Origin of the sequence: Pseudoalteromonas sp. S408, assembly GCF_005886645.1 — a bacterium.
GTDB lineage: Bacteria > Pseudomonadota > Gammaproteobacteria > Enterobacterales > Alteromonadaceae > Pseudoalteromonas.
In genome coordinates this window covers 240,702-264,139 of record NZ_PNDY01000007.1, presented here as the reverse complement: position 1 = coordinate 264,139, position 23,438 = coordinate 240,702, and the positions used below count along the sequence as shown (strand labels likewise).

Here is a 23,438-nt window from a genome sequence, read left to right as displayed (position 1 = left end):
TTATTCACTAGTTTTAGCCGTCTAGCAGTGTTAGTTTGTTAACTTGAAAATTAGATCTCACGCAATGAATTTAATTTTTAATGTATTAAGGCATTTTTTATGAACAAAACAGTGGGAAAAACAATGAAAAAAGTAGGTTTAGTCGGTTGGCGTGGCATGGTTGGCTCTGTGTTATTAGAGCGTATGAAAAAGCAAAATGATTTTGCCAACATAGACACCACTTTTTTTACCACCTCACAAGCCGGTCAACTCGGTCCTGATTTAGCCGGTGACGCAAAACCGCTACTTGATGCAAGTGATGTATCTGAACTTGCAAAAATGGACATTATTGTTACTTGTCAAGGGGGCGATTATACCAAAGCGGTTTACCCAAAACTTCGTGAGTCGGGCTGGAATGGTTACTGGATAGATGCAGCTTCTGCACTTCGTATGAGCGACGATAGTATTATTGTACTCGACCCTGTAAATAAAGATGTAATTACTCAAGGTTTAGCGCAAGGCGTTAAAACCTTTGTTGGCGGTAACTGTACGGTATCGTTAATGCTACTTGCTTTAGGTGGGTTGTTCGAGCAAGACCTTATTGAATGGGTTAGCCCAATGACTTACCAAGCGGCTTCGGGTGCGGGCGCACGCAATATGAAAGAGCTGATTGCACAAATGGGTTCTATTCATTCAAGTGTTGCCGATCAATTAAATAACCCAAGTTCAGCTATTTTAGAAATTGATAAAATAGTGAGCGAAAAAATGGCTTCAAGTGACTTACCACAAGATCAATTTGGCGTGCCATTAGCCGGTAGCTTGATCCCATGGATTGATGTGCCAATGCCAAGTGGTCAGTCTAAAGAAGAGTGGAAGGCACAAGTAGAAGCTAATAAAATTTTAGGTTCTACTCATCAGCCTGTCCCTATTGATGGTTTATGTGTTCGCATTGGTGCTATGCGTTGTCATAGCCAAGCAATGACCATTAAATTACGCGAAGACATTAGCGTTGAAAAAATAGAAGAAATATTAGCTTCGCACAACGAGTGGGTTAAAGTTATTCCTAACGAGCGCGACATTACATCCACCGATTTAACACCGGTTAAAGTAACGGGCACATTAAGCATCCCTGTTGGGCGTATTCGTAAGCTTGCAATGGGGCCTAAATATATTAGTGCTTTCACCGTGGGCGATCAGCTTCTATGGGGCGCAGCAGAACCCCTTCGTCGTATGCTTCGTATCATTGTAGACGCTGAGTAATTTCAGTTTTTTAATTTATTTATTTTATCGGGTTAGCATAGTGCTAACCCTTTTTAGTTTTTATTCCTTCCTTTCACACTTTTTTGTGACCTTTAAATAACCGTCTGTGTGGCATAGCCATTGCAAAGGTAAAATAGTATTTTGCGTGCACCTAGTAATTTAAGTACTTAACAGCTTAGTTGTGCTTATTTTTGTGTAGTTTTTACACATCGTCATGCTCATAATTACACAAATAAGGATGGTTATATGGCGTTAATTTCAAAGGTTACTCAAGCTAAATGGTTTACTACTTTTGTTTTAATCATTGTGCTTTTATTACTATTGCGCGTTGCTGCGCCCCATGCTATTCAATATTATGTTACCCAACAAATTAAACACACGCAGGGAATTACAGGCCACGTAGGTGACGTAGATTTATATTTATACCGCGGTGCGTATTCAATTGACGGCATAAAAATTTATGCAAAAGAGGATAATTTAACCCCTAAACCGCTACTTAGTGTTGCAACCCTCAATTTTTCACTTTCATGGTCAGCACTATTGAAAGGGAATTTAGTAACTAACATGCAATTTACCCATCCTGAAATTGTTGTTTACGACAAAGCCCCTAATAAAATGGAGCAAAACAAACAAGTTAAAAACGAAACAACGTGGATTGGTCTTGCTAATAATTTAGTCCCTTTTTCAATTGATACATTAATTATTGATAACGGTAAGGTTTCATTAGTTAATGCCACCCGCGAGGGTGATAAACCTACTTATATTTCAAATATTAATGCTGATATTAAAAACATTACCAATGCCCAAAACCTCACTAAAACGTTAGTAACTTCTTTAAACGTTGAGGGGGATTTAATGGGCGAAGCTGCACTTTCTTTAACGGGTAAATTAGATCCATTTAGTGAAAAAGCAAACTTTGACTTTAATGTAGAGGTCCAGCGCTTTTCTGTTAAACACCTCGAAACTGTTTTTAAAGTTTATACCCCGTTTGATATTGAAGCGGGCGGAATAGATGGAGCAATGGAACTTGCTGCAAAGAACAATGTTTTAAACGGCTATGCAAAAGCTGGCGTGTATAATTTGAGTGTTTTTTCATGGCGTGAAGATATAGAAAAAGACGATGACGGACTGTTAACCGCTATTTTTGAAGGCAGTATTGATGCTGTCAGTGCTTTACTTGAGAACGCTGACTCAGAGTTAGTTGCTGCGCGTATACCGATCGACGGCACATTAAACAATACCGACATATCAACGTTTCAGGCAGTGGTATCAGTATTAAGAAATGCGTTTTTAGACGCGTTTAAAATGGAAGTGGACGACGTGATATCGTTTGAAACAATAGAAAACACATCAGATGAATAACAGGTTAAATGAGTTTTAAGCCCCACAAACATATTTTGTGGGGCTTAAAGTGTTACTTTTTACTCAGCAATGTTTTTAACTCTGCTATTTGCGCTTGTAACTCGTTAACTTGCCCTTGTGTTGCAGGAAGTGAGTCGTTATCAGCTTGCTCTTCTCGTGCATTTCGGTGTTCTTCACCCATTACCTCTAAAATAGCCCCAACCATCATGTTTAAAAATACAAAGGCGGTTAAAAATATAAAGGTCAGGTAGTAAATCCAGCTTAGCTCGTACACCGCCATTGTTTCGTACATTATGTCGGTCCAATCTTCAAAGGTCGCTATTCTAAATAGTGTTAGCATTGAAATAGACACATCTTGCCAAAGCACAGGGTTAATGTCGGCAAACATCATACTTCCCATAGCGGCGTAAATATAAAAAATAACAAACATAAGCAGTGCAATGTAGCCCATTTGTGGGATTGCTTTAAGTAACGAGTTAACGAGTAATCGAAGCTCAGGGATCATCGACACTAACCTAAGCACTCTGAATATACGCAGTAAACGTGCTATTAGCATTGTAGAGCCCGCGGCGGGGTACAAGCTACCCAATACAATAATGGTGTCGAATATATTCCATCCCTTCGAAAAGAAGTCTTTTATGCCTTTACTTGCAACAAAGCGAATAATAAGTTCAATTAAAAAGAATGCGGTTATGCCAATATCCATCCAGTTAAGAGCAAGCTCAACCGTAGGATGAAGACTATAGGTATGAGCGCCTACAGTTAGGGCAGAAACAATAATGACAGCTATAACAAATGATTGAAATATCTTGCTTTTGTCTATACGCTGAAACAAGGCTTGTAACTGCGACATCATAATAAGTGGTCCTGTAATACAAAGGTTTTTATGGCGCTAATATACAATATAATCGCCATAAATTAACGTCTTTTTAAACGCAATTGTGTAAGGAAATTTAATGGTTATCAATAAACTAAAAACCGCGGCTGTTTTTATAATCGGATTACCTATTTTAGCCGGGTGTAGTTCCGATGCACGCTTTGAACAATTGCAGTCAGCTCGCCTTAACGAGTGCAATTACAAAGCAGATAAAGAGTATTATGAGTGCCTTAAAGAGCAAGACTCAAATTACGAAGAATTTAAAAAACAACAAGCAGAAAAAAGTAAATAATTTATCCTCATGACTAAAACACAAAAGCAACGAGATAAACAAATACGCGCTGCGCTGACTAAAGCGTGTGAGTCCATTAAAGACTCAGTGGCCGGTTTTTCATACCTTACTCACACCGTTGATTTAAATAACGAAGCCAACACCTTAAAAGTTAACTGCTATTTTGAAGACACCATAGCGCTTAATAACGCTGACTCTGAGATTGAACACCTTAAATCTATAATACTTACGCAACTTGCGAGTATTAAGTTGCCGATAAAACCGTCACATATTGTGTTTTTTGCTAATTAAAATGGGTTTTGTTGGTTTGCCTGCTGTTGGGCGGTATAATTAAGAAAATTATATATAGGGTTTAAATAATGGCTGTTCCTTCTCGTTCGCAAATATCACCAGGTACTGTAGTTAATATCGTTTTAAAAGAAGACCAACGCAGCGGAACATTAACCGAAGGCGTAGTTGAGCGTTTATTAACTAAATCGCCAACCCACCCGCATGGTATAAAAGTGAGATTAGAAGATGGCCAAGTGGGCCGAGTAAAAGAGATTTTATAATGGCAGCGTTATCAGAACAGGCTTTTTGGGAGTTAGTAACTACACCCGACTTAGGTCTAGACCCAGAAAGTGTCAGCGAGAATTTAAAAGTTAAACTAGGTGCTCTAACTGACGAGCAGCTTATTGCCTTTGACAAATTTTTTGGTATTAACATGCGCAAGTGTTTTACCTGGGATTTATTTGGCGCGGCATTTGTTATGGCAGGCTGTAACGATGAATACGGCTTTAGTGAGTTTAGATGTTGGCTTATTTCACGCGGCAAAGCCGTGTTTGATAATGCACTTGTTTATGCCGACTCTATTGCATTATGTACACCTGTTTATCACTTAAATGAACAGCCTTACCCATATATTGACGAGTACGACCTTATCGCCGGCTTATTATATGAAGAGCGCAACGAAGATGAACTTCCCTTCGTGCCATCAGGTGAACAACCCGCAGGCAAACGCTTTAAAGACAAAGCAAAATTTTTAAAACAAGCCTATCCACAATTATTTGCAAAATATTGGCGTTAACACGCTAATTTTGCATTACTCTTAACAACTTTTTGAAACAGAAATCTGCGTAGATGTTTAATTTTTATGCAGTTTTTTGTATGCTTATTATTTATTTTTCTCACCTTTAAAATTCAAATCACAGTTTCAATTAATTATTTAGTTACCTTTTACATTAGTTAACAATTGTACCTATTAAACTAGTTTTTTGAATGACTCTCCATTATCAAATATGTTACATTTGACTGTTTTTAAATGAATAAACACTGAATAATTACAATATACGACATAGGAATGTTATGTATAAAACACTTTCATCAGGATTGATAGCATTTTGCTTTTTGAACACGCTAAGTTCTCAAGCTGCTGTTTCACAGCGAATAAATAAATCATCCACCCAAGAAGTTAAGCAACTTTTAAATCAAAACCCTTCTATTGCCAATACATCTTCGGCAAGTTCTTATTTTGTAGAATTAGAACAACCTCAATTGAGCCTTTCACAACAAGTTAATGCATCTTCTAAAAAGATGCAGCAATACTTTTCTGGGGTTCCAGTATGGGGGCAGCAAATTAGAGTTCAGTCTAACTCTGAACATATTAGTGGTTTTTTTGCTAAAAACATTAACTTTGCATCTTTGAATAAAACCGCGAGCACCACTTTTGATCAGTCAAAGGCGGTTAAATCGTTGCTGACTAAGTCTAAATTAGATGATTCACTAGAGAGTGAAATAATAAATAATAAGCGCTACATTTATATTCATGATGGAAAAGCTTACTACGTTCGCTTAATTGAACTCAAAGTAACTGAGAGTGGCATTGAAAAAATGCCAATAGGTTTAATAAGTGAATCGACTTATCAGATTTTTGAACTGTGGGACAATATTCAAAGTGTTGACGGGACAGGACCTGGTGGTAATCAAAAGATTGGCCAGTATGAATACGGTACAGATAAAGACGCCTTTAATGTTACCCAAGTTGGCGATACTTGTTTTTTAGAGAATGACAAAGTAAAAACGGTCACTATGGAATCGGGCTCTGAGCCAAGTGAAGCCTTTTCATTCACATGTGATCGTAATACACATAAGGAAATAAATGGTGCTTTTTCTCCATTAAATGACGCTCATGCATTTGGAACCGCTGTTTTTGATATGTATCAGCAATGGTACAACACTGCACCGCTTACATTTCAATTGTTAATGCGAGTTCACAGCGGGGATAACTGGGAAAATGCCACCTGGAATGGCCAAGCAATGACCTTTGGTGATGGCGCTGATAGGTTTTACCCGCTGGTTTCACTTGATATTGTATCTCATGAGGTTAGCCACGGCTTTACTAGTCAAAACTCCAATCTTATTTACTCTAATCAATCAGGCGGAATTAACGAGTCTTTCTCTGATATGGCAGGTGAAACTGCAGAGTATTTTTTACGTGGTGAAACCGACTGGTTATCAGGGGCGGATATTTCAAAAGTAGATCCAGCTCTTCGTTACTTTGAAACGCCTTCATTAGATGGTGTTTCTATTGATAAAGCCAGCGATTTTTACCCGGGCATGGATGTTCACTTTAGTAGTGGTGTTTTTAACCGTGCTTTTTTCCTGCTTTCAAATACTGATGGCTGGGATCCTCAAAAAGCGTTTGAAATAATGCTAAAAGCAAATCAAAACTACTGGGTTAATTCGAGTGGTTTTATCGATGGTGCATGTGGAGCAATCAACTCTGCAATTGACTTAAACTATAATGCATCTGATGTAATTTCAGCATTTAATGAAGTAGAAGTTATTTGCGATAATATTAAGTTTGTCGATACTGATTCAGATTTAATGGATGATAACTGGGAACTTTTATACGGACTAGACCCTTCAGATGCCGATGACGCCAATTTAGATTTAGACCAAGATGGCCTTTCTAACTTGGAAGAATACTTGGCAAATACTTTTCCAAACTTAGTTGATTCTGATGCTGATAGTTTATCTGATTACGATGAATTAAACGTCTACATGACACTGCCTAACAATACGGATTCAGATTCCGATCGTATGCCAGATGGTTGGGAAGTCACTTTTGCATTTAATCCACTTGATGCAGCTGATGCAGAACTTGATTTTGATTCCGATAGCTGGGCTAACTTAATTGAGTATTATGGCAACAGCGACCCAACTGATCCAAACTCTGAACCTTCTGTTTTTCCTGAAACTACCTATAATTTTGATGACGCAGTTGTCCCTGAACTTTTAGTTTCTTCAAATCCTCAAGCCCCTTGGTTTATTACTGATTATGACGGTCATGATGGCTTAGTGTTATCTAGCAGTGATATTACTGATTCGCAACAAACGAGCATTGAGTTTCAATTTTTAAGTGACGAACAACGTTTTGTTAACTTTAACTACCTATTGGAAACTGAAGCAACTTATGACTTTTTCAAAGTTTATATTAACGATTCATTAGTGCTTAATGAGTCAGGCCTAACTGACTGGAAGGTGGCTTCTTTTCCAGTTCCTGCTGGGTTCAATACAGTTAAGTTTGTGTACACTAAAGACGTTATAGTGTCTGAAGGTTTAGATGCTGTATTTATCGATAATTTATATATTGGGCCTAGCTTCCCTGATTCTGACGGTGATGGTATGTCAGATATGTGGGAATTATCTTATGGTTTTGATATAAATACTGACGATTCAGTACTTGATTTAGACAACGATGGTTTATCTAACCTTCTTGAGTTTTTAAATAATGGTTTACCTAACAACTCAGATACTGATGGCGATTTAATGCCTGATGGGTGGGAATATAACAACAGCCTAAATCTTACGGATGCCTCAGATGCGTCACAAGATGCTGACAATGATGGATTTACTAACCTTACAGAGTTTCAAGCAAATACAGACCCTCAGTCAGATACCTCTTACCCTGTTGCTTTAAATATCACAACGTCATTTGAAAGCGATACACTTCCAACATGGATGATTGAATCAGCAAACTCAAGTGCGCCGTGGTTTATCACAGACGACTTTGCCACACAGGGCTCACAAAGTATTTGTTCAGGAGATATCTCTGATTCTCAGTTTAGCGGGTTTACTGTCACGGGTTTATTTGAAGAAGGGGTTTTAGCGTTCGATTATAAAATTGATTCTGAATATTGTTGTGACTTTTTTATGGTGACTATAGATGGCCAAGAAGTTATTGGTTTTGCTGAGCGTGGAAATTTAGAAGCACCTGAACCAACTTCATTTTTAGTTAATATTAGTGAAGGGGTGCATAAGATTGAGTTCAAGTATACCAAAGACGGATCAGTATCAACTGATGCTGATGCAGTATGGCTTGATAACTTTGTTATGCTTCCAGTCGGTGATCAAACCGATACTGATAACGATCAAATACCAGACTACTGGGAACTACTAAATGGTTTAAATCGTTTTGATGCAAGTGATGCACAATCTGACAATGACGCTGACAGCCTTTCAGCCCTTGATGAGTATAACCTAGGAACAAATCCAAATTCAGCTGACACAGATTCTGATGAGTTAAGTGATGGCTATGAAGTTAATAATGGCTTGCTACCACTTGACCCTTCGGATGCAAGTTTAGATTTTGATGCTGATGGTTACACTAATATCCAAGAGTTCTATGGGCAAAGCCTTGCTAATGACGCAACATCAACTGTGCAGTCTTTTTCTCAGCTAAATGAAAGCTTTGAAGAAGGGCTTTTGCCAGCTATATTTACAGAGCTTGCAGAACATACTACACAATGGCAGCTTAATACCAACTGGTCTACGGATGGTTCATCAAGTTTAAGCCTAAATACTTCTCCAGCAGGTAGTATAAGCGGCTTTGCAATTGCAGGGTTATTTGAGGCAGGGTTCATTAATTTAGATTACTTTTCAAACAATAACTCATCATTCCAAATTAGTGTTAACGGTACTCAGTACAATATTAAGCATTATCGCTCTCGCTTGTTAATTCCGGTAAATGATGGTTTTAATATTGTGAAGGTAAAATACGAAAGCCCTTACTTAGCAGATATGCCTTTTTCAGTTGATAATATTTCATGGACTGCTGAGCTGGATGTAGTTAGTGACTTTGATGGCGACGGTATTCCAGATTATTGGGAAGCACAGAATGGACTAAATGCACTTGATTCTAATGATGCATCAAAGGATTCAGACTACGACGGTTTATCTAATCTAAACGAGTATCAGATGTCTAGTAATCCGCTTTCTACAGATACAGACGGCGACGGTGTGCAAGATAGTGAAGATAGTCACCCAACTGATTCTAGCTTGGGTGAAAATATAGCCCCTGTTTTTGTATCAAGTTTAGAGCCTATTACTCTTGAAGCAACGTCTCAAAATACTAACCTTACAAATATTTTTGTTCCTGAGGCGACTGATAACGGACATTTAGAACCTTATGTTTATACTTTCTCTGGCTCATGGTTGCCCCTTGGTGAACATCAAATCACATGGGTTGCTCGTGATTATGTTGGTAACGAAACGACGGCTATTCAAACGGTAACCTTAGTTGACACAACGCCACCTGTTATACAAGACTATTACTCAGTTAATGTTTATGGAAGCTCAATCGATGACATAAAAGCGGCATTATTTAACTCTAATGCTATCTACGATAGTGTATCGGGTGTGGCTATTATCGATATTGATAGTAACTTTGTGTTTAGAACCGGGGATATTTTAATTCCTGTTTCTGCCGTTGATGGAGCGGGTAATACTTCTACAGGTGAAATAAATGCTTATGTTTTTCCTAAAGTCAGTATCCAGCCTACTACGTATGTTTACCAAAATGGTAATGCGGTTATTGATGTACTCATAAGTGGTAAAAGCCCATACGGTTCAGTAAGCTTTGATCTTATTGGCAATAATACTAGTAAATATATATCTACAAACCATCATGGCCTTGTCAAGGTAGAGCTAGAACGTGAGTTCTTTGAAAATGCGTCGAATATTCGCATTAATACGACAAACAATTCATTTACCGATGGAAATGATACTAGCCAGTTAGTTTTTCTAAATGAAACTGCAAAACCTGAATTTATTACTAATCTATATCAAAATGGAAAAGTAATAAGCAAGATGGTTCAACGTGATTCGTCAGACTTTATTGTTGATGTTCATGCAGTTAATTTACCTAGTGCAGAAGCTGATAATTCAATAGAGCTCCAGCTATCTTCACAAGGTGATTATTTTGTAAATAAAATTGGTCCCTCAAAGTGGAATATTACTTTTACGCCTCAATTGCTCACGGACTCTAACAATCTAGACATTACGTTTACTATAAAACAGAATAGCGAGACTGTTGCAACGGATCAAATTAGTTTACGTGTGATTGACGCAGTTACTTTTAATGATCCTGAGTTAGATACTGATGGTGATGGTATTCCTGATGCTGAAGAAGGTGTGAGCGATGGCGATAAAGACGGCATTGTTGATTACTTAGATAGCTCTTCTATTACGCATTCAGCTGTTTTAGATTCAGGTGATACGGTTCGTAGCATCGATGAGTTTAATCACTTGTCAGTAGGTAACATTAAACAGACTAGTGTAACGCAAATGATTGCTGATATGTCTATTTCAGAGCAAGACTTAAGTACTTACTTTGATAGCTTAGATATTACAGAACCTCACTTTCAAGCTAAAAGTGATATTGTAAATATTCATATTACCCTCTCAAATTCATCGGGTACCGCTGAAATTGCGATACCAGAGTACGTTAACTCTATTTTAAGTTCAGAAATGCAAATTCGTTTGTTATCTAATACAGGTTGGCAGTCGGTTGCAAAGCTAACTGGTAACGTGTACGAGCAAATTTGTTCAGGTTGCTTTACTTTTGCAGTAACAGACGGCAGTGAATTTGACTTAGACGGTGAAGTTAATGGAGTGATTGAATTAGTTGCTAAGTTAGCTGAAGAAAGTTTAAACCAAGCGCCTGTTTTAGATATAACAATTCCAGCAACCATTGAAGAGCTTTCAACTACTGAGCTTGATGCGTCAGGAACAACAGATCCTGATGGTGATTTGCTAAGTTTTGAGTGGAGTATTGATCATCCTCAATTATCACTGGCGCCTTTAGAGACAGACAGTAAAGCGACACTGACTGTAGGTGAATTAGAGGAAACGTTCACTACAGATATCACTTTATTAATCTCAGATGGTTACGAGCAATTCACAGAGGTATATACAGTGACCTTTATGCACGTTAATCAATTACCAGCAGTTGAGTTGAGCTCATCTTCTTTATCGGTTGATGAGGGTAAAGACGTTAGCGTTACAGCAACTGCAACAGACAAAGAGTCATCTGAACTTACTTACAGCTGGGTTCAAACACAAGGTATAGAAGTCGCAATTGAAGATGCTAATTCAAATACATTGTCGTTTATCGCGCCAAGTGTATCTGTAACAAGTGAACTTGGCTTTAAACTCAGCGTTTCTGATGGTGAAGGGGAGACAGAGCAAAGTGTTATCGTTACCGTTAATGATGTACCTGTTGCACTGCCAACACCTAAAGAAGGTGATAAAAGTGGAGGAGGTTCTTTCAGTTTCTTCTTATTACTCTTAACCGCTTTGTTTGTTTACAGAAGAGCACAGTTGTTTCACAAATAACAACAGTCTAATTGTATAACTATTAAATCCCTTGATTGCTATCAAGGGATTTTTTTTGCATAAATTTTAAAATAAGTAAGTAGGTTTAATGTGTTAAGCTAATTGTATTGTGACTTGTTAGGTTTCTTTAATGAAAAATTATAAAGTTTTACTATGTGTTTGTTGTTTATTTTTTGCTAATCAGTCTTTTGCTAAAACGATTTTACCTAGTAACAAAACTAAGTTTGTTAGCTTGTTTAATAGTAAAGTTGGCGATTATGAATTAGTTTCTGGCGATGCTCGCTATTGCGATTCAGGCTCATTAATGTGGCTTGATAAAAATAATACTGATTTGGGTTTTAGACTTGGCAGTTTAATTTCTTTTATTGATTTACATAATGGCACACAAACTAATAAAGTCCCTGATTTTTGCCTAGTAACTACAAAGTTTAAATATACGAGTATTGGCTTAACAATGGATTTACGCCAAGATCGGTGTGACAATAATAACGATATATTAGATGTTAGCCGCACGCTAAATTTTGTTTCTGATACACAGTTAGAATACTTGATTAAAAATGCTAATGTTCAGTGCAAGTTTGAATTAAAGCGTCTATAAATCGCATTTTATTTTTGGTATATCGCGCCAGCGGGTTGTGTACTGAGGCGATAAAAAATCTCTGTTCATATGCCAGCGATCGTTTAATTTACTACTTGCTAAGCCCAACATACCCTTGCCGTATCGGGTATTAATAGCATCTAAACAGCCCATCAACTTTGGGTTATCTTGTTGTGGTGCAAATAAGTCACTTTGCTGAAATTGCTCAGCGGTGAGTTCTAGTGCACCTACACCACACTTATAAAACCGCACGCCAGGTTGGTAAATTTTTTCAAACACCTCAGACACCGCATTGGCCATAACGCAGGTATCGTTTGTTGGCATGCTAAACTGATACATATAAGACTTCTTATAAAATACGTCTTCATGGGATGAACTCGATGCAAAAATATATAATTGCTTTGCAAGCGACTTTTGCGATCTTAGTTTTTTACCCACAATAGTAACATGGTTAATTAAAGCGGTTTTAAGAGCGGTTGGTTCATAAATACGCTCTCCAAAGCTGCGAGTTGAGTAAATTTCGCGTTTATCTTGGCGTACATCATCCCAGTTTAAACATACTAAGCCATTAAGCTCGCTTACTGTGCGCTCTACCACCACACTAAAAGCGCGGCGCATAGTTTTTGGGTTTTGTTGGGCAAGCTGCCATGCGGTATTTATGTTCATTATTTTTAGCTTTTTAGCTAAGCGCTTGCCAATTCCCCATACATCTTGGCAGTCCATGCGCTGTAAAATTGCACGGCGGCTTGCTTCGTCATTTATGACAGCAACACCGTCAAAGCCTGTTAATTTTTTAGCTGCATGATTTGCTGCTTTTGCAAGTGTAGGCGTTGGCCCAAACCCAACGCCCACGGGGAGCTTTGTTTCTCGCCATACGGTTCGTCTAATAAGGTGCCCGTAAGTATGCCAATCTTTTACAACGTTTTCATAGCCGCTAAAGTGCAAAAACGATTCATCAATACTGTAAATATGCTGGGTATCACAAAAGCGACCAATCACACTCATCATTCGGTCGCTTAAATTAGCGTATAGTTCATAGTTACTAGAGCGTACAACCACATTGTTTTGTTCTAATAACTGCTTAACTTTAAAGTAAGGGCCAAATTTAGGAATATTAAGCTTACGCGCAATAGGGCATACCGCACACACGCAGCCATCGTTATTGGTAAGTACTACGACAGGTTTTGAGCGAATGGCAGGATCAAATACTTTTTCGGCGCTGGCATAAAACGCTACTGCATCGACTAAGGCATACATGAAAGTAACTCAGGGCTTTGGCGATGCATACGAATAGACAAACTGACTACGCCTTCAAGCTGAAATTCATCGCTAGGCGTAATATTTACGGGTTGATATAAAGGCGAAGCCGATAGCAATCGAGCGTTTGTTTTATCAAGTAGTTTACACACAAATAAGCCATTTAAATTAGCCACAATTACATCGCCATCTTTAGCGTGCTCTGCTCGGTCTACTACGAGTAAATCACCCTCAAAAATCCCTACTTCTTGCATAGAGCTACCCGACGCAATACCAATAAATGTGGCATCAGGGTGCTTTATTAATAGCTCATCAAGGGAAACGCCAAGCTCAGTGTATTGTGCTGCAGGAGATTCAAACCCGCAAATACCTGCTTCTATATAAATAGGAATAACAAACATAAATAAACAACCAAAACACATATACTGTATAAGTGTACAGTATATGTGTTTTGTATTCGTTATGCCAAGTAATGAATGGCAGATCAATCCATGTTTTTGATCATTTGTTGGGCCGTGTGTAAAAAGTCATTGATTTGCTGTGAGTTTAAATTTTTACACATTTGTGCATTTACTTGCTGTTCGGCAGCTAATAGCTTGTCATAAAGCGTACGACCTTCAGAGGTAAATGACAAAATAAAACAACGCTTGTCGTGTTCACTGGCCGTTTTATTAATCAAGTTTAACGCGAGTAGTTCTTTCACTAACCGTGCTATTTGGGCTTTATCGCGCTGAGTTTGATTCACAATATCGTTTGCTGTGCACTGAGTTGTGGTTGCAATAATATGAAAGCAGCGTACGTGCATTGCGTTTAATCCAAGCTCGCCCGCATTAATCGCTTCGCGTATGGTAACGCGGTAATTTTGCATTAAAGTAAATAATGTATTGGCTAATGAGGTATACATAATAAATCCATAATGGTTGACAATGTCAATTAAATTGCTATAGTTGATTTTATCAACCAATGGGGCGTTGTGCAACATCTGCTTTATAAAGCAGTAATTTTTAATCAATGAGGTTAATTTATATGGCAAAAAAAATACGCAAAGTAAGAGTATTAAGCACAAAGCAAATAACCCCACATTTACAACGTATAGTTTTAGGCTCTGAAGAGTTTACAGATTTAACTTCTGATCACATTGGCAGTTATGTAAAAGTGCTTATTCCAAAAAACGGTGTGGCCGACTTCAATTTAAAAACGGCGTGTATGCGTTCGTACACAATACAAAATGTAAATAAAAGCAATGGTGCAATTACGCTCGATTTTGTTATTAATATGCACCAAGGCCCGGCGACTAATTGGGCAAAAGTTGCCAAAGTAGGTGATGAACTAGCTATTGCAGGCCCTGGCCCTAAAAAGCTTGAAAATTACCAGCACTCACATTATGTGTTACTAGGCGATTTAACCTCGGTGAATGCTATTAAAGGGTATGTTCAGCAATTGCCAATAAACGCTAAAATTGACGCGTTTATTCATACCCCGAATAAAGCGGATATTATCAGCTTAGATTCAACGCGCCAGGTCAATTGGTTGATAACTACAACGCCAGAGATTGAGATGGCTAATGCCTTAAGCACACTACAGCAACATGAACAGCCACCTATTATATTTATGGCACTCGAAGCAGGGTTAGTACGTGAGCTGAAAACGCTATTAACTAGTAAGCTTGCTGTACCGCGTACTAATATCGTGTCATCAGGTTATTGGAAAAAAGGCTTAAACTCAGAAAACTATAAGTTAGAGTGCCAAGCTAATACACAAACGGCTTAATTTTTTATAGCTAAGTAAAATAGGTTACTTAGTTATTTAATACACTCGTTAACACTCATTTTTATTTTAGTTAAGCAAGCGTACACCTAAGGCTTGTTAAAGTAGGGGCATCAATCAGTAATTTACAATTTAAATTAATTGATGTGATGCCTAAACATTTAAAATAAAACAAAACGCATTAGTAACTATTAGTTAAGTGTATTAATAGATGGTTTATCGTTCTGTTTTATCAATCAAATTGATTTAAACAATCAATTTTAAGGCATTACTTTAATTCTATAAAATGTATTTATTGAAACAAACATTATTAAATTAAAGGCAGGTACCCCGTGAACTCTCTAAACAGCGCAACAGCTTCTTCAGTAACTAAAATAGCACAGCCTAAGGTTGCGTTAATTGCTGAAGGTGGCGGACAGCGAGGGATTTTCACCGCAGGTGTACTTGATGCGTGGTTAGAACAAAACTACGACCCATTTGATTTATTTATTGGCACATCGGCAGGTTCACAAAACTTAACAAGCTATTTAGCTCGTCAAAAAGGTTACGCTAAACGCCTGATTAGAGGGCTGTCTCGTAATAAACGTTTTTTTCAACTAGGTCGTGGCTTAATGGGAAAACACATTGTTGATTTAGACTGGTACTTTGATAAAACCAAAGAAGTAAATAGAGCAATTGACTTTAAAACAGCTAAAACATCATTAGGTGAACGTGAGTTACTTATTACTGCTACAAACGCACGTGACAGAAAAGCGTATTACTTATCACCAACAGGTGAAGAGCATCAATGGCGCGAGCTATTAAAAGCGTCAAGCGCATTACCCTTTTTGTACAAACAAGGTGTTAAATTAACACCTTGGCTAAATGCACAAGCCGCTAACGAAGCAAACACAATTACCGAACCTCAAGAAGACTTTTTTCTTGACGGTGGACTAGCTGCACCATTACCAGTCCGCGAAGCGTACAACCGTGGCGCGCGTAAGATTGTGGTTATAAGAACGGTAGACGCTGATTTTCAAGCGCAATCGGCATGGGTTCAAAAGCTTAGATCGCTTGCTACGGCAGCAGGTTACTGTCCAAAAACGCTCGACTACCTAATTCAGCATGAACAAGCTTACCTAGACGAGCTAAACTTTATGACAAACCCGCCTAGTGATGTAGAAATTATACAAATTTTTGCAGATGAAACACTGCACAGCAAATTACTAGGCAGTACAAACGACGATTTACGTAAAGATCATAAACTTGGTGTAAAAGCGGGACGTGAATACTTAAAAAGCCAAAATGCACGGATTGTAGATTACGCACACAGCTACGCAATGTAGCTGTAAAACAAATAGTTTAGAAACAACCGTAAAAAATTACGGTTGTTTAACTGAATAAGCCTTAACTAAATATGATAGTCATATATGTGCTGCGAGAAAACATTGAAGGTTTTTAATGTATGAAGTCAAGATTTGACCCCATTAGCTTTAACAGCCGTATCGACAGACGAAGTAAACGAATTTGTTTATTGGTTTAGAATTGACCGTCAATTTATAAAAACGGTCAAAAAGAACACTAATGCCTATTGACAGAGTTAAGGCTCATATGTGTTATGATTTTTAGCACATATACGTAATTATACTGTTTCCAGACTTAACCACTTCCGAACAAAACTCTTTTAAGTGTGTAAAATTCTGAGCGATGTACTCTCTATCTTCTTCATTATCTGAAAATCCTGGATAAATTTCTGATTCAGATACCAAAGCCTCAAAATGTTTCAGAAGAGTAACATCAGAAACTTCCATTAATTCTTCTGAGATTGCGGCGCTCTCTTCCGCGGTAAAGTATCGGGCTGGTCCATATCCAACATCTTCATCTGAGATCGGAGTTCCACCTAAAAAAACAGAACCACCAATAGATGAAAACTCCCATACAGCCTTATTTAATAGGAAATGAATGGCATGCCAAGCTTTATCAACATCACAAACTTTCCCATCTTCTTCATATAAATATGAAGTTAATCCATCAGGATTTGATAACAAACTCTTTAGTTTATTTTCATTTACACTCTTCAATGACGCAATCATTGACATGTCCAGCACTCCTTACTTGAGAAAAACATAACGCCCTAATAACAGGCAAAAAATTGTTTGCTAAAATGTTGAGGAACGAAAACAGCAAACTGTTTTTTGTCCTTGTTAATTAGCTTGTTAGGCATACTTTAAACTGCTTACGCTTTATTAACAAAGTAATACCAAGCAAGACTCCAAATAAAGTAGAGAATGGAAAGCCTAGAATTAAAAATACGGAAATCATAACTAAAAAGTTGTAGTAGCGCTTTGACCTATATTTGGTAAAAAATAAAACACTCATAGCTAATAACCAGCCTGGTAAAGCCAGAAAAAAGTAAACTACATAATTAACTAATGATTTGCTTATGTGGCCAGCCATGACTTTTGGATCTCCCACACCATCAAGTTTTATGGTTTGGAAAACATCATATAAAGATAAACCTGTTTTAAATATGCCGATAAATATCACAAGCATGGATAAACTCAACATAGCCATTATATAGCTAGCTTTAGAGTAATTTTTTTTGACAGAAATTGAATCTTCGATGGTAGCGACTTCCTTGTATGCCTAAGATGTTTATAGCGAGCTAATCGCGCGTATTTCTACCACAATGTAGCTCGTTTTCTTATTGGTTTATTTTTAACAAACTTGTCAACTAATTGCCAGTGTTATTAAAATTCATCCGTGCTCGCTTTTCTTTTCATTATAAAACGAGCGACTGGGTCGTTTTCTTGACTATGCGAGCGACTGAGCTATTACTGTGCATACATACAGCGTCAATTCGACGGATTGAAAATAAAAACTCGCTCTGCGTATTTAAATTACATTGCCGACTATATGCTCACTCGACAGTATTCATTAAAAGCCTAGAAAAGCCTAGGGTCAAATCTTGACTTCAGACATTAAAGGAAAGCCTTGGGTCAAATCTTGACTTCAGAAATTAAGATTTTTGACTAACTACTTCTTGCTAATAGCTGTCTGTTAAATGAGGTCAAAATCTAATTACTTAAACTGTAAGATCAGACATGAGCAAGGCGATATCAATATTCACGTGTTAACATTAATGCTTAAGTAGATGACAATAAAATACTGGTTTCGCTATTTAAAATGCCATCTATCTCGCGTACTTGCCTAAGTACGCCATCAAAGTCACTTAGGTTTCCTGCTTGTATTTCTGCTACTAAATCCCAAGCGCCGTTGGTGGTATGTAACTTAGTGAGCTCGGGTATGCCGCGCATTGTTTTTATAACTTGCGAGGTCGATTTACCCACCACTTCCACCATCATTATTGCTCTTACGGCTTCGGTTTCTATGTGTTCGTGCACCCGCACAGTAAAACCTAATATAGCGCCCGATGAAACTAACCGATCCAAGCGGTTTTGTACTGTCCCGCGCGACACCTTTAAAACATCAGCTAAAGCAGAAATAGATGCACGGCCGTCTTTTCTTAATTCGGCTATTAGGGCGTTATCTAATGAGTCATAAATATAAGGGAGCATACGCTTACCTCTAATTATTTTTTATACAAAATACTAAAAATTTATATTTATGCCTAGCAAATTGCTAAAAAATACCATTATTTGTATAAAGTATTAGCATTTTAAGTGGCATCTGTAGTCGATAAACTTATTTTAATTAGTTTATATTGTTATTACAGAGGTAGTCATGAGTCATTTTATAGCGCAGCCAAAACACGGTGTTCCATTTGTAAGTGTTCAAGCTATGGCCAAGCTAATAAACACATTAGGAATAGAAAATGTATTAGTTAGCCTAACTAACAAACTAAAACACGACTTTGCTCGTTGGCACGAATTTGATAAATCGCCGCGTTATGCAGCACATTCTCCCGATGGTGTAATAGAGCTTATGCCGGTAAGCGATGGCAAAATGTTTAGCTGCAAATACGTAAATGGTCACCCAAAAAATACCTTTAAAGAGCTTCAAACGGTGGCAGCATTTGGTATTTTGTCGGATGTGGATAGCGGTTACCCGGTGATGATCAGCGAAATGTGCCTATTAACCGCACTACGCACTGCTGCAACATCAGCGCTTGTGGCTACTTATTTAGCACCAAAAAACTCAACCACCTTAACCCTGATTGGTAATGGAGCTCAGTCTGAGTTTCAGGCTTTAGCGTTTAAAGCGGTATTGGGTATTACACACATTCGTTTATACGATATAGACGAAGCAGCCTCTCTAAAAGCGTTTAATAACTTAAGCACTAAAGGTTTAAACGTGACTATATGTGAAAGTGTTGAAGAGGCAATAAAGGGCGCACACATAATTACCACATGCACGGCCGATAAAACAAACGCAACCATTTTAACAAACGATATGATCCCAGAAGGTGTTCATATTAATGCGATTGGTGGCGACTGCCCAGGCAAAACCGAGCTTGATTCCGCTTTACTCGAACGCGCTAATGTATTTGTAGAGTATGAACCACAAACCAGAATCGAGGGCGAAATTCAACAAATGAGCAGGTGCTTTGCTGTAACCGAGTTTCATAAAGTCATTAATAAACAGCAACTTGGTCGTACAAGCGAAAAAGAGCTTACTATTTTTGATGGTGTCGGCTTTGCAAGCGAAGATTTTACCGCATTAGTGTATATTCGCGAGCAACTTATTAAATCAGGAGAATACGAAATACTCGACCTGATCACCCAGCAGCGCGATCCGCGTAACTTATTTTCAGTTCTTGAAGTATCGCGTATAGATAAAGAGAGCGCAGCATGAGCCTAACACAACAAGCACCGAGCGCAGTTGTGATGGTGCGTCCGCATCACTTTACGTCTAATCCACAAACTATGCTCGACAATGCGTTTCAAAGTGAATGTGCAGCAAAAAATGAAAGCGAACAAGCCTTTAAAGAGGTTACCAATGCGGTTGAGTTATTACAAAATGAAGGTGTAACCGTTCATTTATTTGAAGACGAGCAAACACATACGCCCGATTCTGTCTTTCCAAATAACTGGTTTTCTACGCATCAAAATGGGCAATTAATTATTTACCCAATGTTTGTTGAAAACAGAAGATTAGAATATCGTAAAGATATAATTGATTATTTAACAGATCACTATAAAGTGTCGGTAGTGAGTGATTATGCACATTTAGCGAAAGAAAATGCATTTTTAGAAGGCACCGGATCATTGGTACTCGATCACCACTATAAACTTGCTTATGCGGTAGAATCTAAGCGCACAACAAGATCGGTAGTAAATACTGTGTGTAATTTACTTTCGTTTAAGCCAGTTGTGTTTAACGCCGCTGATGAGCAAGGTATAGCGGTGTATCACACTAATGTACTAATGTGCGTAGCCAGCAAGTTTGTAATGATTGGCTTAAGTATGGTGCCCGAAGCGCAGCGCAGTGCGCTGGTAGGGCATTTTTTACAAAGCCATCACGAAGTAATCGATCTGTCAGTTGAGCAAATAAATAAATTTTGCGGAAATGCCATTGAATTAAAAGGTAAAAACGGCCGAATTTTAGCGCTGTCGCAAACCGCTTACAATGCGCTAACGGGCGAGCAAATAATTGCGATACAAAAAACGGCTAAACTAGTGGCTTTGCCTATACCTACCATTGAATCTGCTGGTGGCTCTGTAAGGTGTATGATTGCAGGGGTACATTTACAAAGCAAATAAGGCGAAATTTAAAGGCAACATGGTTGCCTTTATTGCATATGAAAGAGTAAGCGTTGCGAGTACATTTTAAAATGACTATGTTAAAGCGCATAACTATAAAAATATAATAAGGAATTCGCAATGTTCGATACGGTAGTAAAAAGTGTAAATAACCTGTTGTGGGGAGAAGGTCAGGTACTCATCTATATTTTACTTTTCACCGGCGTATGGTTTTCTGTTCGTTTAAAAGCAATTCAAATAGTTAAATTTAAACATATGTTTAGCCTGTTAAAAGGCAGTAGTAAATGTAATAAAAACGATATTTCGTCATTTCAGGCATTGTGTACCGGGCTTTGTGCTCGGGTAGGAACGGGTAATTTAGCCGGTGTTGCCGTGGCTATCTCGCTTGGCGGCAGTGGTGCCATATTTTGGATGTGGGTTATTGCCATACTTGGCATGGCAACCGGGTTTGCCGAAAGTATATTAGGCCAAGTATACAAAATTCGCGATAGTAACGGTGAATTTAGAGGTGGCCCTGCGTATTACATTCAACAAGGGTTGGGCAGCCGTGCCTTTGCTATAGTATTTGCCGCGTGTTTATTTTTAGGCTATGGCTTTACCTTTAGCGCAATGCAAACAAATACAATTACCGATGCACTAAACTATGCATTCGAAGTACCCACTTTTTATTCAGGTTTAGTTATTACGGTATTAGCAGGGTCGATTATTTTAGGCGGCTTTAAAGCCATTGCCCGTTTTGCGGAGCGTGTAGTGCCATTAATGGGTATATTGTTTGTAGCAGCTGCCGTTATTATTACAATTATGAACTTGCCACAAGTACCTGGCATGCTAAAAGATGTGTTTTTATCTGCTTTTGGTTTGCAAGAAGCGGGCGCAGGTGCAATGGGCGCAGCCATTAAAAATGGTATTCAACGCGGTCTATATTCTAACGAAGCGGGTGCGGGTAGTGTGCCGCATGCCGCAGCAAGCGCAAGCCCCATTCCTAATCACCCAGTAACACAAGGCTACATACAAATGCTTGGCGTGTTTTTCGACACCATTGTACTTTGTAGTTGTACCGCCGTCGTTATTTTATTAGCCGATGTAGACATAAGCGGCGAAATGGAAGGCATACGTTTAACGCAAAGCGCCATGACCGCGCATTTAGCACAAGGTGGTGTGTACTTTGTAGCAGCAGCTATCACGCTATTTGCATTTACCTCGGTGGTAGCTAACTATGCCTACGCTGAAAGTAACTTACATTTATTTAAGCTTGATAACAAAGTAGGGCGCGGTATTTACACGTTACTTTATTTATCAATGATGCTTTGGGGCGCATCGGCCACATTAAAAGAAGTATGGGATTTAGCCGATATTGCCTTAGGGTTAATGACAGTGGTTAATGTAATCGCTATCATACTGTTAACGCCAACTATTTTGTCGGTAACACACGATTACCACGCACAAAGAGACAAAGGCATAGAACCCGAATTTAAAGTAAAAGACGTAAAAGTACAGGGAAAATGCGAAGACGGCATTTGGGATTGATTCGCGTATTTTAAGTAACTTTAACGATAAAAAGCGGTTTTATGGCAGCATAAAGTCGCTTTTTAATTTTGCATAATTATTCATATTTAGAGCGTGTGAAATTTAAAAATAGATATAAAAGGTAAAAATACAGACATGATCGACATTGTCGCAGGGAAGAACGCAACAAAAATAATAAACGAACAAGGTTTTAAACCCGAGCTATTTACCTCTTTTTTAGGAGCAAGTGGCGGGCCTAAATGGTTTACCTTATTTGGATTAGACAAATATATTTTTGGCGAATTTTTTAAAAACCGCACCCAACCCCTTAACTTAATTGGATCATCGGCAGGGGCTTTTCGTTCAGCGTGTTTTGCCCAAAACGATCCGGTTGCTGCCATTGAGCGGTTAGCAAAATCGTATTCGCAAACGCGTTATTCTAGTAATAAACCAACGCCTAGCGAAATCACAATAAAAGCCCGCGCATTACTTGAAGATGTTTTTGGCGATAACGGAGTAACCGAAATAATAAATAACCCCGTTTTTAAAGCGCATTTTATAGTGGCTAAATCGAATGGTTTTATTGCCAGCGAAAATAAATTGATTCAGCTTTTAGGTTTATCAAAAAGTTATATGCTAAACCGCGTTAACCGAAAATTATTAGGCTCTCAGTACGAGCGGTTTATTTTTGGCGCGCCAAACAGTAACTTATCAATAACCGACAGTTATAATTTTAAAACGCAAAACATAGCACTTAGCCAAACTAATTTAAAAGATGCCTTACTTGCATCGGGCTCTATACCACTAGTAATGCAAGGCATAAAAAATATTGCAGGCTCGCCACAAGGTATGTATCGCGATGGCGGAATAATTGATTACCACTTTGATTTAAAAATTAACAACCCAGGTTTAATTTTATATCCGCATTTTAATAGCGAGCCAAAAGCAGGGTGGTTTGATAAAAATTTAAAACGTAAAGTAGCACCACAAAATTACGATAATGTAGTGATGATCACCCCATCAAAAGAATTTATAGCCGGTTTACCTTACGGAAAAATCCCAGACAGAAACGACTTTACCGATCTTGATGCAGACACGCGTATTAAATATTGGAATACTGTTTTTAGTGAAACGGAAAAATTGGCTGAAGCGTTTGATGATTACATTAACTATAGCTGATGA

The 23,438-nt window shown here is 38.2% G+C and carries 21 protein-coding genes; 14 read left to right on the top strand and 7 right to left on the bottom strand.

All coding sequences use genetic code 11. The features are described 5' to 3' along the window. Window positions 1-99: 99 nt before the first annotated feature. Window positions 100-1,239, top strand: a complete 1,140-nt coding sequence (gene asd, locus CWB62_RS07635) for an aspartate-semialdehyde dehydrogenase (RefSeq protein ID WP_138528207.1) — start codon at window positions 100-102, stop codon at window positions 1,237-1,239. Window positions 1,240-1,485: 246 nt separating this feature from the next. Next, window positions 1,486-2,601 carry a DUF748 domain-containing protein gene (locus tag CWB62_RS07630; RefSeq protein WP_138528209.1) on the top strand — a complete coding sequence of 372 codons (1,116 nt, stop codon included), beginning with the start codon at window positions 1,486-1,488 and terminating at the stop codon, window positions 2,599-2,601. A gap of 52 nt (window positions 2,602-2,653) precedes the next feature. On the opposite strand, the gene CWB62_RS07625 is transcribed toward CWB62_RS07630, so the two are convergent. Then, window positions 2,654-3,457, bottom strand: coding sequence for an ion transporter (locus CWB62_RS07625; protein WP_006793489.1), 804 nt, complete (start codon window positions 3,455-3,457; stop codon window positions 2,654-2,656). Between the two features lie 100 nt (window positions 3,458-3,557). Between CWB62_RS07625 and CWB62_RS07620 the strand changes: the two genes are divergently transcribed. From CWB62_RS07620 to CWB62_RS07595, 6 genes are all read left to right on the top strand, one after another. Continuing rightward, window positions 3,558-3,770, top strand: a complete 213-nt coding sequence (locus tag CWB62_RS07620; RefSeq protein ID WP_058405325.1) for a hypothetical protein — start codon at window positions 3,558-3,560, stop codon at window positions 3,768-3,770. Between the two features lie 9 nt (window positions 3,771-3,779). Beyond that, a complete protein-coding gene (locus CWB62_RS07615) occupies window positions 3,780-4,061 on the top strand; it encodes a hypothetical protein (protein ID WP_138528211.1) in 282 nt (93 codons plus the stop codon). A gap of 68 nt (window positions 4,062-4,129) precedes the next feature. Continuing rightward, entirely contained in the window at window positions 4,130-4,321 is a 192-nt protein-coding gene (locus tag CWB62_RS07610) for a YwbE family protein (RefSeq protein ID WP_138528213.1), read from the top strand. Continuing rightward, complete coding sequence (locus CWB62_RS07605) at window positions 4,321-4,836, top strand: DUF4240 domain-containing protein (protein WP_138528215.1); 516 nt, start codon at window positions 4,321-4,323, stop codon at window positions 4,834-4,836. The genes CWB62_RS07610 and CWB62_RS07605 overlap by 1 nt, the downstream gene beginning before the upstream one ends. 278 nt (window positions 4,837-5,114) lie before the next feature. Then, entirely contained in the window at window positions 5,115-11,426 is a 6,312-nt protein-coding gene (locus CWB62_RS07600) for a M4 family metallopeptidase (RefSeq protein ID WP_138528217.1), read from the top strand. A gap of 130 nt (window positions 11,427-11,556) precedes the next feature. After that, window positions 11,557-12,024: a hypothetical protein gene (locus tag CWB62_RS07595; RefSeq protein ID WP_138528219.1), complete on the top strand. Its 468-nt coding sequence runs from the start codon at window positions 11,557-11,559 to the stop codon at window positions 12,022-12,024. On the opposite strand, the gene CWB62_RS07590 is transcribed toward CWB62_RS07595, so the two are convergent. From CWB62_RS07590 to CWB62_RS07580, 3 genes are all read right to left on the bottom strand, one after another. Further along, a complete protein-coding gene (locus CWB62_RS07590) occupies window positions 12,019-13,281 on the bottom strand; it encodes a Y-family DNA polymerase (protein ID WP_138528221.1) in 1,263 nt (420 codons plus the stop codon). The genes CWB62_RS07595 and CWB62_RS07590 overlap by 6 nt on opposite strands. After that, complete coding sequence (gene umuD / locus CWB62_RS07585) at window positions 13,269-13,682, bottom strand: translesion error-prone DNA polymerase V autoproteolytic subunit (protein ID WP_010556176.1); 414 nt, start codon at window positions 13,680-13,682, stop codon at window positions 13,269-13,271. Before umuD ends, CWB62_RS07590 begins: the two co-directional genes overlap by 13 nt. A gap of 83 nt (window positions 13,683-13,765) precedes the next feature. Next, window positions 13,766-14,185 carry a MarR family winged helix-turn-helix transcriptional regulator gene (locus CWB62_RS07580; RefSeq protein ID WP_138528223.1) on the bottom strand — a complete coding sequence of 140 codons (420 nt, stop codon included), beginning with the start codon at window positions 14,183-14,185 and terminating at the stop codon, window positions 13,766-13,768. A 122-nt stretch (window positions 14,186-14,307) separates the two neighbouring features. On the opposite strand from CWB62_RS07580, the gene CWB62_RS07575 reads away from it, so the two are divergent. Together CWB62_RS07575 and CWB62_RS07570 are read left to right on the top strand one after the other, a co-directional pair. After that, on the top strand, window positions 14,308-15,051 hold the full coding sequence (locus CWB62_RS07575; RefSeq protein WP_138528225.1) for a siderophore-interacting protein: 744 nt from the start codon (window positions 14,308-14,310) through the stop codon (window positions 15,049-15,051). Window positions 15,052-15,380: 329 nt separating this feature from the next. Continuing rightward, window positions 15,381-16,373: a patatin-like phospholipase family protein gene (locus CWB62_RS07570; RefSeq protein WP_138528227.1), complete on the top strand. Its 993-nt coding sequence runs from the start codon at window positions 15,381-15,383 to the stop codon at window positions 16,371-16,373. Between the two features lie 279 nt (window positions 16,374-16,652). On the opposite strand, the gene CWB62_RS07565 is transcribed toward CWB62_RS07570, so the two are convergent. The 3 genes from CWB62_RS07565 to CWB62_RS07550 form a co-directional block, all read right to left on the bottom strand. Beyond that, window positions 16,653-17,126, bottom strand: coding sequence for a YfbM family protein (locus CWB62_RS07565; protein WP_058405333.1), 474 nt, complete (start codon window positions 17,124-17,126; stop codon window positions 16,653-16,655). A gap of 109 nt (window positions 17,127-17,235) precedes the next feature. Continuing rightward, window positions 17,236-17,601, bottom strand: coding sequence for a hypothetical protein (locus CWB62_RS07560; protein ID WP_138528229.1), 366 nt, complete (start codon window positions 17,599-17,601; stop codon window positions 17,236-17,238). A 572-nt stretch (window positions 17,602-18,173) separates the two neighbouring features. After that, complete coding sequence (locus tag CWB62_RS07550; RefSeq protein WP_058553230.1) at window positions 18,174-18,605, bottom strand: Lrp/AsnC family transcriptional regulator; 432 nt, start codon at window positions 18,603-18,605, stop codon at window positions 18,174-18,176. Window positions 18,606-18,771: 166 nt separating this feature from the next. On the opposite strand from CWB62_RS07550, the gene ocd reads away from it, so the two are divergent. The 4 genes from ocd to CWB62_RS07530 all read left to right on the top strand — a co-directional run bounded on the left by ocd (window position 18,772) and on the right by CWB62_RS07530 (window position 23,435). Next, a complete protein-coding gene (ocd, locus tag CWB62_RS07545) occupies window positions 18,772-19,842 on the top strand; it encodes an ornithine cyclodeaminase (RefSeq protein ID WP_138528231.1) in 1,071 nt (356 codons plus the stop codon). Further along, a complete protein-coding gene (ctlX, locus tag CWB62_RS07540; RefSeq protein WP_138528233.1) occupies window positions 19,839-20,750 on the top strand; it encodes a citrulline utilization hydrolase CtlX in 912 nt (303 codons plus the stop codon). The genes ocd and ctlX overlap by 4 nt, the downstream gene beginning before the upstream one ends. 120 nt (window positions 20,751-20,870) lie before the next feature. Continuing rightward, window positions 20,871-22,277 carry an alanine/glycine:cation symporter family protein gene (locus tag CWB62_RS07535; RefSeq protein WP_138528235.1) on the top strand — a complete coding sequence of 469 codons (1,407 nt, stop codon included), beginning with the start codon at window positions 20,871-20,873 and terminating at the stop codon, window positions 22,275-22,277. 135 nt (window positions 22,278-22,412) lie between these two features. Continuing rightward, a complete protein-coding gene (locus CWB62_RS07530; protein ID WP_138528237.1) occupies window positions 22,413-23,435 on the top strand; it encodes a patatin-like phospholipase family protein in 1,023 nt (340 codons plus the stop codon). The last annotated feature ends 3 nt before the right edge of the window (window positions 23,436-23,438 follow it).